Raw genomic sequence first — 9,396 nt, forward strand, 5'->3', positions numbered from 1 at the left:
GAGGAAGCGCCCCGACCAGCGCGAGATGAAGCGCGAGTCACAGCAAAGTATGCGCATGATGCTGTCGCGCGATTCGCCGTCCTCGAGCATCAGGATCAACTTTGCGCGTCGCACGTCCGCTGCGCGTACCGTCCGGCTGCGCGCAGCAGACAGAAGTTGTTCGCGTTCGGTATCCGTCAGATTCATTTTTCCCATGACCGATATCTGAGCACAGATGGGGTGCCAATTCAATGACGCAATGGACTAGTCAACGGACTGATCTCGATATTTGTGAGCGTCGCTGGTTGCGTTCTGCTACTGCTATACGCGCTTGTGTGCCGTCCGTGGCGTTCGCACAATGATGGCCTAGGCTTTTGGCACCAGATGTTGATCGCGCTATATGCTGTTTTGTACTGGTGCGCGGTGTTAACGAGAGGGCATTGATTGCCCACATCGATCGCGTATGGGTTGTGTGACGGGCAGTTGTAGATTGATGTGCCGGGATGGCTCCCGCTCATCCAGCTACGGCGTCAGATACAGTTTGTCCGGAACCTCACATCTCCTACATCCGTCGGCCCGATTGGAAGAAATACATCACACCACATCGAGATGACCTGGCTCCGTTGGCAGAGTCGTAGCTGCACGCAGCGCTAGCGACCTACAGTCGTACGCGTACCCCGTGCACAGGCTCACCGGACGGCCACCGCGCAAACTTGCTGCGATCTGGTTGAGCGCTTACCGCCTCACATCGCAAAACTCACACCATCGCAGGGCATTGAGTTCGACTGCGGCCGCGCTTGAAACCCTTACCGATCGACGCATGGCGGTGTTGGCTCAAGTTTTGCTTTTGCTTTTCGCGGGACCATTACGGGTGGATTGAATGACGACTGAACACGAAATCAAATCTCACGGCGCTGCTGTCTCAGCCGGCGTTTTTGCGCGCGCGCCCCACACGGTTGCGGAGCCTGCGCGTGCAACGGACCTGCGACCCTTGTCTGGACGGATCACGGGGGACTGCGTACACGCAGGAGGAATGCCGCCACCTCGCGTTCGAATGGATCGCGCCAACGTACATCGCGCTCGTCGAGCGTGGCTTACTGAGAGTCGTCGCGCGAGGCAGTTGTGCACGGCAATGGGCGGAGTGCATGGAGTCGACTGGATTACGGCTGGGCCGTGCGAGGGCAGACGCATCGCATTCTATCGGGCAACACCTACGGAGGCGGCATGACCTGCATTGTGGCGCTGACGGATGGCAGGAAGGTCTGCATGGGTGCCGATTCGGCTGGAGCAAATGGTTGGGCCATGAGCACGCGCGCCGACCCCAAGATTTATCGGGTGGGGCCGTTCCTGATCGGCTTCACGTCGTCCTTCAGGATGGGGCAGCTTCTCGGCCATAATCTGACCGTCGCGCCGCGCCCTGAAGGTACGGATGTGCTGGTCTTCATGTGCACGACGTTCGTTGAAGCGGTACGCGCTTGCTTTACCCGAGGTGGATTCGCACGCAAGGACAGCGAACGGGAATCGGCTGGCACTTTTCTGGTCGGGTACGAGGGGCGCATTTTCCGGATTGGCGACGACTATCAGGTTGGCGAAAACGCCGTGAACTTCGATGCCTGTGGTAGCGGCGAACAGGTGGCGCTGGGCTCGCTACATACCACCGCCGGAATGCCGATGCGGCCAGAAATCAGACTCGAACGCGCCCTGGCTGCGGCGGCCGAATTTTCAATGGGAGTCCGTGGCCCGTTCCGGATAGAAGTGCTGGACGGCCAGACCGCTCAACGGTCGAACGACGAAGCGGTAAGCGACGTTTGATCTAGCAGCCGCTCACTGGCGACGAATGGGTGGTGGTCGAGTCGCTCTTCGGCCCGCAGACACGTGGCCCTGCCGTCCGCGCGTCGCCAGTCTGCGGGCTGAACGCCATCCTGCATGTGCTCACCAAGAAATGCCGGTGGGTGCATCTGCCGCAGCACCTCGGCTACCCGTCCCACATTGCCGTCCGGCATAACTCCAGGCGCTGGCAGCAGAAGGGCACGATGGACGTCGTGGTTGCGGCTCTGGCGCAGCACGGTCGCGTACTGAGGCCGGCCACGCCCCAGAATGAGATCGGTGTAGACGTCGCGCTCGGCGGGAAGGACAAAACGGTAATCACGCCGCGGTACGACAACGACTTCGCCGAACACCGGGTAGTTCTCCAGGAAGATCAAAGCGGGAAAACTGAAAGTGGACGAAAGCAACAACGTCTTCAATTATTTTGGAATGCGTAGTATTCCGTCACTGATTTTCTGTGTGAACGGAAAGGAATACGACGGATTGGCCGGGACGTCTTCTTTAAGGTTGAAGGACGAATGCCGGGCTTGCACGTGTTCATGGCCGGGAATGTGCGACAGGCGTTGTGGCGGAGAACGCGCGGCGCGAGTCATACGCGGCGCTTCCCATGCCGCGCATGACCAACACCTACATGTTCAATGGCGACCAGGATCGGCAGGAAACTATCGAGTCGGTGAAGAACGGCCTGTACGCGGTGAATCCCGGCGGCGGCCAGGTCGACATCACGAACGGTAAGTTTGTGCTCTCGGCGTCCGAGGCGTACATGATCGGGAACGGCAAGATCACCGGCCCGGTGAAGGGCGCGCCGCTGATTTGCAGCGGTCCTGAACCGGTGAAGTACGTGAGCATGATCGGCAACGACATGTCGCTCGACACGGGCGTCGGCGTTTGCGGCAACGAAGGCCTGCGCGTACCGGTCGGCGGCGTTGTTGCCTGAATACAGAGGAATTTCCATGCTGCCTACCGCAACGATTCAGGATCCGAAGGACTACAGCATCAACGGCCGATTCGTCCGGCGCTTCCTCCGATTGGCGCGTCCGTATTGGACGCGCCCGCGCGCGTGGCGTTCATGGCTCGTGTTGGGCGCATGTACTGCCTTTTCGATCGTGGACACTGCACTCGGTGCCAAGCTGTCGTTTCTCACCAGAGAGATGAGCGATGCACTGGTATCGCGCCACGCGGTGTCCTACTGGCACCTGTTCACCCTTTTTACGTTGGTGGGCCTGGTCATCAATGGCGGCGTGGTTAGCCTGTTTTTCAACTTCGTGGTGAGTCGGTTGACTTTCCACTGGTGGGCGTGGCTGACACGCGACCTGGTGCGGCGTTATCTGAATGGCCGTGTGTATTTTCGTATCGAGCAGGACAACGATGTCGATAATATTGACCAGCGAATCCAGCAGGAAGTCGGGCCGTTCTGCAGCATGGCCGTAACGTTGCCGTGGGTGTTGCTACACGCGGGATCTGGATTGGCGGTTCAGGGCTGGATCCTCAAATCGATTGCGCCAGCGTTGTTTTACGGTGTGCTCGCCTATGGTGCCGCGACCACGGTCATTACGTGGTGGCTGTACCGCCCGTTTATTCGCCTGCAGTTCGAATCGACCGTGGCGCAAGCCGATCTGCGCTTTGGCATCCTGCATGTACGGAACTACGCCGAAACCATTGCTCTGTATCGCGGCGAACAGGCAGAGGGCACGAGCATCGGGAAACGCTTGCAACGGGCGGTTCGTATCGCAGTGGCGACCTTGCAATATCAATTCGTCATGAATGCCGCAGAGGCCGGTCTCGGCTTGATCTGGACCGTATTGCTGGTGCTGGCCCTCGTGCCATTGTATTTCAGTGGAAAAACTACATTTGGAACGATTACTCAGGGTGTCGCTTCTGCAGAGCTGCTGCGGGGCGCGATCCAGCGACTGACAGGATTCGTGCCCACATTTGCAACGGCGGCGCCTCACGTGGTACGGCTAGCGCAGATCGTCGAGAAAGTACAGGCAGTCGAGCGGGAAGGCGCTGGTCGGGACAACACGATCACGCTTCGTCGTGGCCAAGCCATCCGGTTCGATCGTCTCACCGTCGAGACGCCCGGACGGGAACGCACGCTGTTGCGGGACCTGTGCCTGACGCTTTTCGCTGGCGAGCACCTGCTGATTATGGGGCAGACCGGAGTCGGTAAAAGCTCATTGTTGCGGGCGATGGCGGGGCTGTGGCGCGCGGGTAACGGCACGATTACGATGCCGGACTCCGATGAAGTGCTGTTCTTGCCACAACGGCCGTACATGCTACTGGGTAGCTTGCGCGAGCAGATCCTGTATCCGGCGACAACCCGGGCGTTCACCGACAGCGAACTCCAGGCATTCCTGGTCGAGGTATCACTGCCTGATCTTGCTGCCCGGCATGGTGGCTTTGATAGTGTCATCGATTGGTCGCGCGTGCTGTCACTCGGCGAGCAGCAACGGATAGGCTTCGCGCGTGCACTGGCTGCCCAGGCGCGTTACGTTTGCCTGGACGAAGCGACGAGTGCGGTCGACGTGGCAACGGAAGCGCGACTGTACCGGGTGCTCGCCCTGCGCGGCATGACCTGCGTGAGTGTCGGGCATCGACCGTCGTTGCTCGCGTATCACACCTTGGTGCTGGAGCTGCAACCGGATGGGAATGTGCGTTTGGTCACCGTCGACCAAAGCCGAGAAAAGGTGGGGCGCCTGAGCGACGCGGACATCCTTTGAGCGCTGCTTTTGAAAGACGTTCGTTGTCCTGAATCAACCATCGATATGACTGTGACGAATATGAATAGGTTGAACGGCTCGTGCATACGCAGGAACAACTGTTGGTGTTCCCAAACGCCGCTAGCAGCGTTCACAGAGTTGCTTGGCCGAGGAAGAGGCGCGCGTGACACGCGGCACGTTTACCGTGCGTTGCGTCCTGTACAGCGCCCCGTCGCGGCTGATCGGTCATCGTCTGAAGGTACGCCTCTACAGTGATCGGCTCGATTGCTATCTGTCCGGCGCGCTCGTGCACAGCACGGCGAGAGTCACACACACACAAGCAAACGGCGCGGTCGCGGCATCGACTACCGGCACTTCATCGACTCGCTCAAACGCAAGCCGCAGGGGCGTTGTCACGTTAAGGTATTCGAGACGCAAGTTCGCACAGGACGTACCATTTGCTCAGAAATCGGACGGATCTTGGGTGAGCCCAGTGAAGCGATGCCACCCGGCAAAGCGTGCGGCGAGCTGATTGCGATAGAGTGATGCACGCAGTAAATGTCGCTTGAGCGCGAAGTGCTGGCGAATTGGTCCGAAGCTTGTGTGCGATCAGGATCGCGGAAACCACGCATCCGGCGTTCGCGCTCACGCGTGGGTTGATGGCTATTTTCGGCACGGTTGTTCACCCGAGCACTGGCTTTGACGAATACGTGTTTGATGTTTGCCAGTTCGGGAATTTCGGCCTTCGCGGCCTGATAGCTGCGCAACTGATCGGTGACAATCCTTCGCGGCGCGTCGGGACAGGCGGCCAGCACGCGTTTGAAGAAGCGCTTTGCTGCGGCCTTGTCGCGACGTTTCTGCAGCAGGATGTCGAGTTCGGCACCGTGCTGGTCGACTGCCCGCCAGAGCAGATAAGGCTCACCGCGCAACGTAACGAAGACTTCGTCAAGATGCCATGTGCTGCCAGGTTTGCGGCGAGCAGCTTTGACGCGATGTGCGAAGCCCGCGCCGAATTTGTCGCACCAGCGGCGGATCGTCTCGTAACTGACGATGACACCGCGCTCGAACAGCAGTTCTTCAATATCGCGCAGGCTGAGTTGGAACCGGAAGTACCCGACACCAGGCCTTGCCACGCGCGGATCGCCGCGCGTGGCGCGAGCCCGTCGATTCCGCCGAGCGAGGGAGCGAAGCCGTGGCCAGATCGCACGCCTGGCGCCGCCTGGCGCAATGCAGCTATTGCCGCTATCGAAGGAAGCAGCAGGCGCGAATGGAAGCAGGCGACCGGCTACCACCGGCGATCGCTCGCTGAGACCTTGATGTACCGGCTCAAGGTACTCACGGGCTCCAGTATGTGGGCGCGCGCGACTGGCTCGCAAGCCACCGAGGTGTCGATCCGTGCGGGTGTACTCAATCGCATGGGAGCCCTCGCTCGCCCGCAGTCCGTCCGTATCGCCTGAGATTGAGAGCACAGAGGTCATGTCGTCTTTACGCCTGATTTCCTGATTTTTGCAACAATGCCGCTTGCATCGCAAGACAGGCGTCGATATCGGAACCAGAACCAGAGGGTGCGCTTGCAGCCACGCCCCTGTCAGGCAACGCGCTCGCGTTTAACGTGCAGAAAACTGCCGCCTTATGATCTCCGTCATCCGCTCGATATGCGTTAGCAATTCGGGCACCGCCGTCGCCTCCCAAAAGCGTCTTCTAAGCGCGGGGCCAATATAAAAGAGCGATGGATTGCTACAGCCATTGACTCGAACCACGCGGTAAGACTCATCAACACACAACCCCGCCCAGTCAAATTTTGCAATCCCGTCGCGCCGTAACTGATCAAAAAGGGAATCACGCGCGTGTACTATCGGCCGATGTAAGCGATCTGCATGCGGTCCTGTATCTGACGCTATAGCTGGATGAGCGGGAGCCATCCCGGCACCGGTGCAATTCACGAAGTACGATGCGCGCACAACGCGCGAGCCCGTTGCTTCGCGCGGGCGAATAGCCAGCAGCAGCCCGTCGCCATGTGCGCTGATTGTCTCGATTCGCCCCCCCATAAGCGAGAGACGCCCACTCATCGTGAGTGACGCGACAAGCGCTGCCGTGGAAGCTGGCTGTCGGTGACGATGTGTGTCCCAGTAAGGCGCAATATGGCGCACGAAAGCGCGCCGGTCGGCCTCAGACCAGTTTGACCAGATCTGCGGTACCACAGGACGCAGGCTATCGATCACCTCACGCCAGTCACCGCCCCTCGCGCGATGTTCAGCAATGACTTTGCGTACGACGGTGATGCAATGCCTAGGGCCGGCAGTCAGTTGATCGAGAAGCGCCCGCCGCGCTTGTGGCTGAAGTTTCGGGGGTGACTGGCAGTGGTGTTGGGGCAACAAACCACGGCGGGACATAAGAGTGAAGCGCAACTTTTCGCTGCGCCGGTGCAACGCGTACACAACGTCGAGTGCCGTCAGACCAGACCCACACATGAAGAAATGGCTGTCATTCGGCACGGCCCCCAGTTTAACTGCGTCCCAGGGATTTGCGAGTAAACGCTGATCGAGTGAAGCGCCACCGGTCACTGGTACAGTGATGGAGCCGCGGCCATCGCTGTGCCCGGTCGCAAGGATGATCTGATCGGCAAAAATCTCCACACCCGTGTGCAAGTGAACCTTCGTTCGGCCATCCTCTGCCGGCACCAGCGCGACGGCGTATCCGTCGTGTTGAGAAAACTGATGCCTCCCGGAATTTTCGCCGGCTTGTTTTAGCAGATGCGCAAGATAATCACCGTACCAGGCGCGTGGCAGGAAATCATCGGGTTCCGCAGACCGGCCCCGCAGTCGGCAATAATCAACAAAGCCGTTGCCGTTGTCCCGCTCAACACTGAGGGCCCGTGCGGGGGCGTTCAGGAGCCAGCCCTCTTCGTCCGACCGATAAGCAATACCGCGCGCAACGCTATAGCTGTCATCGACCAGTGCGATCGACAGGGGCTTTGCGCTTTGATCCGATAGTAGCCATGTGGCCGTCATCGTGCCGCAAAAGCCCGCACCCACTATCACGATCGATACAGTCATTGCCACGGCTCCGATGGTTGTTAGTATCCGCTCCCGCAGAAAATTAATTTTGACATTCAGATGGATATTCGCTCCGATAGCGTCGCTTGCATCGGGGCACGTCAGGAAAGTTCTCTTTCCGGCGCGGATAGTCGGAAGCTGTGCCGCGCGTCCAGGAAGCGACTATGCGGTATCTCGCCTCAAGCTACAAAATCGATTGTTTGGATAACACTGATTCGCATCGCAAATGAACGTGAGCGAACGACTGGTATGACGATGGCTTCGCCAAATCCAGTAGGGAGATCCCATCGCGACAAGAACAGCAACATCGAACAGTTGCAAAGACCGTCAGGAACCATAGTCGCTTGGCTTTGTCCGGATGGGTACGAGTTCCCGTGCTATGGACGCGACTATGCATTTTTGACGCAAACCGGTTTGCCGAAGGCGTTCCACCGGTTCAGCAGGTTGGCGATGATTACGCCTCTGGTGTCGATTGGGGAGTTGAAGAGGACTTAGAGTTTGCTAGTCTGGGCAGACGACGGGCAAACGGAAAACGCGGTCGGGCCGGCCCGGCAGCCCGGCTTACAAACCTAACAAAGCTAGCCCTGCCGAACGTCCCGCGTGGGGGTAGCGAAGCCTTCGCGCGCCGCGCCTAAAATATCCGTCATCGGACAAATCTGCGGCCGCATCGCACACACAGACGCAAGGCCGGCATGAACGGGAAGCTCACAGGCGGACGGGAGCCACCATGCGGCACAAGAGGCGGCTTTGCTCGAGCATAATTTAACATAAATATATGTCGAATTTTAACTTAATTCGTACGCTTACGTGTTTAGTGAAAATATTCGATCTACTTATCTTTTTGAACATCAAACCTGTAGCACCTCCGCCCCCGATACCGAATGCGGAAAGAAAGATTACGATGTCAGACGGTCGAGCATCCATTCTGAACCCTGAAATTCAGGATGGGAGCCGCATATTTCTAGACGAGGACACTTCAGAATGTGCGAACCGAGATGAGCCTGAACGTGCTGGCATATAACATGAAGCGGGCGATCAAAATCCTCGGAGCGTGAGCCATGAAAAATCGCGAGCTTCGATTGCTCCAATCGCACGCTGTATCGCTCGACGCGAGCGCTCGAAGAGCGTTTTCACACAGTCTCGACCCGCTCTTCGACTTTCCCGCACACCAACGACCGTTCTCATCAAAAACCCTTCAGTTTGAAGCCATATACCGTGGCATTTCCGCCACGTACGGCGTCGCGCCCTGTTCTATTGCCAGGACGGTGTGAAATCGGCAGTCTGAAGTGCAGCGGTGTCTGCGCCCGCAATCGGACGTTTCCGCATGGCGCGCATCAGGATGTGGGTCATGTGCTGATAAAAGAGCTCGAGTTGACCTGCATCCGATGCATGAGGTGCCAAGTGGAAAGCCTCCTCAAGCGCCCGGCGTGGGATATGAAAACGTTGAAGCCCGCGAATCACGCGAACCTGAAACACGACCCCATCACTGTTGTGAGGGATTGCTGCCCAAACCAGCGCGCCGCCCATGATATGCCTCCATTTGGCTTCAAACCTGATTCAAAGCTCGTTGCCCTATGATGGCCCTCAAAAAATACATTTCAAAAATGCGACCGCTTGGCTTTGACGTTTTCACCACGCGAGGATTGCGAGGTTTGATTGTCACGACGGCTATTGCGTGGAAAGATGTTGTTGGCATCTGCGCCGTTCAACAGTGGGTCTACAAATTCAGGCTCGAGCGGCTGGGCGAGGAGGGCGGCGAAGTGGGCTTGATACCTAACCCGTGCCGCGGCGAGCAGCCTGCGCTGGGTTGAAGCCGTTGTTGAGCACGACGCTCG

6 protein-coding genes and 5 pseudogenes are annotated in these 9,396 nt (G+C 58.6%); 6 read left to right on the forward strand and 5 right to left on the reverse strand.

Annotated features, from left to right (window positions below; genetic code table 11):
• Nucleotides 1-204, reverse strand: a pseudogene (locus tag M3I54_RS42535) (IS630 family transposase); the annotation flags it as partial.
• Between the two features lie 999 nt (nucleotides 205-1,203).
• Here M3I54_RS42535 and M3I54_RS42540 point away from each other — a divergent pair.
• The 4 genes and pseudogenes from M3I54_RS42540 to M3I54_RS42555 all read left to right on the forward strand — a co-directional run bounded on the left by M3I54_RS42540 (nucleotide 1,204) and on the right by M3I54_RS42555 (nucleotide 4,526).
• A complete protein-coding gene (locus M3I54_RS42540; protein ID WP_254346258.1) occupies nucleotides 1,204-1,791 on the forward strand; it encodes a hypothetical protein in 588 nt (195 codons plus the stop codon).
• A gap of 32 nt (nucleotides 1,792-1,823) precedes the next feature.
• Nucleotides 1,824-2,243, forward strand: a complete 420-nt coding sequence (locus M3I54_RS42545; RefSeq protein WP_254346260.1) for a transposase — start codon at nucleotides 1,824-1,826, stop codon at nucleotides 2,241-2,243.
• 128 nt (nucleotides 2,244-2,371) lie between these two features.
• Nucleotides 2,372-2,743 (forward strand): annotated as a pseudogene (locus tag M3I54_RS42550) (metallopeptidase TldD-related protein); the annotation flags it as partial.
• Nucleotides 2,744-2,759: 16 nt separating this feature from the next.
• On the forward strand, nucleotides 2,760-4,526 hold the full coding sequence (locus tag M3I54_RS42555) for an ABC transporter ATP-binding protein/permease (RefSeq protein WP_133190743.1): 1,767 nt from the start codon (nucleotides 2,760-2,762) through the stop codon (nucleotides 4,524-4,526).
• A 441-nt stretch (nucleotides 4,527-4,967) separates the two neighbouring features.
• On the opposite strand, the pseudogene M3I54_RS42565 reads toward M3I54_RS42555, so the two are convergent.
• Nucleotides 4,968-5,617, reverse strand: a pseudogene (locus M3I54_RS42565) (IS6 family transposase); the annotation flags it as partial.
• Nucleotides 5,618-5,620: 3 nt separating this feature from the next.
• Here M3I54_RS42565 and M3I54_RS42570 point away from each other — a divergent pair.
• Nucleotides 5,621-5,962 (forward strand): annotated as a pseudogene (locus tag M3I54_RS42570) (IS5/IS1182 family transposase); the annotation flags it as partial.
• A gap of 150 nt (nucleotides 5,963-6,112) precedes the next feature.
• Here the strand turns inward: M3I54_RS42570 and M3I54_RS42575 are convergent.
• Nucleotides 6,113-7,561 carry an FAD/NAD(P)-binding protein gene (locus M3I54_RS42575; RefSeq protein WP_133191211.1) on the reverse strand — a complete coding sequence of 483 codons (1,449 nt, stop codon included), beginning with the start codon at nucleotides 7,559-7,561 and terminating at the stop codon, nucleotides 6,113-6,115.
• 893 nt (nucleotides 7,562-8,454) lie between these two features.
• Here M3I54_RS42575 and M3I54_RS42580 point away from each other — a divergent pair.
• A pseudogene (locus tag M3I54_RS42580) lies at nucleotides 8,455-8,616 on the forward strand (transposase); the annotation flags it as partial.
• A 196-nt stretch (nucleotides 8,617-8,812) separates the two neighbouring features.
• Here M3I54_RS42580 and M3I54_RS42585 read toward each other — a convergent pair.
• Both M3I54_RS42585 and M3I54_RS42590 read right to left on the reverse strand, forming a co-directional pair.
• Nucleotides 8,813-9,088 (reverse strand): hypothetical protein, encoded by a 276-nt coding sequence (locus tag M3I54_RS42585; RefSeq protein ID WP_254346262.1) that lies wholly within the window; start codon nucleotides 9,086-9,088, stop codon nucleotides 8,813-8,815.
• 71 nt (nucleotides 9,089-9,159) lie between these two features.
• The coding region (locus M3I54_RS42590; protein ID WP_254346264.1) for a hypothetical protein at nucleotides 9,160-9,396 on the reverse strand (237 nt) is incomplete at its 5' end.

Origin of the sequence: Paraburkholderia sp. CNPSo 3274 (assembly GCF_024206475.1) — a bacterium.
Taxonomy (GTDB): Bacteria; Pseudomonadota; Gammaproteobacteria; order Burkholderiales; family Burkholderiaceae; genus Paraburkholderia.

Excerpts from the sequence above, each read along its gene's own strand:
- M3I54_RS42575 (WP_133191211.1), bottom strand. The coding sequence starts at position 7,561 with ATGACTGTATCGATCGTGATAGTGGGTGCGGGCTTTTGCGGCACGATG.
- M3I54_RS42555 (WP_133190743.1), top strand. The coding sequence starts at position 2,760 with ATGCTGCCTACCGCAACGATTCAGGATCCGAAGGACTACAGCATCAAC.
- M3I54_RS42585 (WP_254346262.1), bottom strand. The coding sequence starts at position 9,088 with ATGGGCGGCGCGCTGGTTTGGGCAGCAATCCCTCACAACAGTGATGGG.
- M3I54_RS42540 (WP_254346258.1), top strand. The coding sequence starts at position 1,204 with ATGACCTGCATTGTGGCGCTGACGGATGGCAGGAAGGTCTGCATGGGT.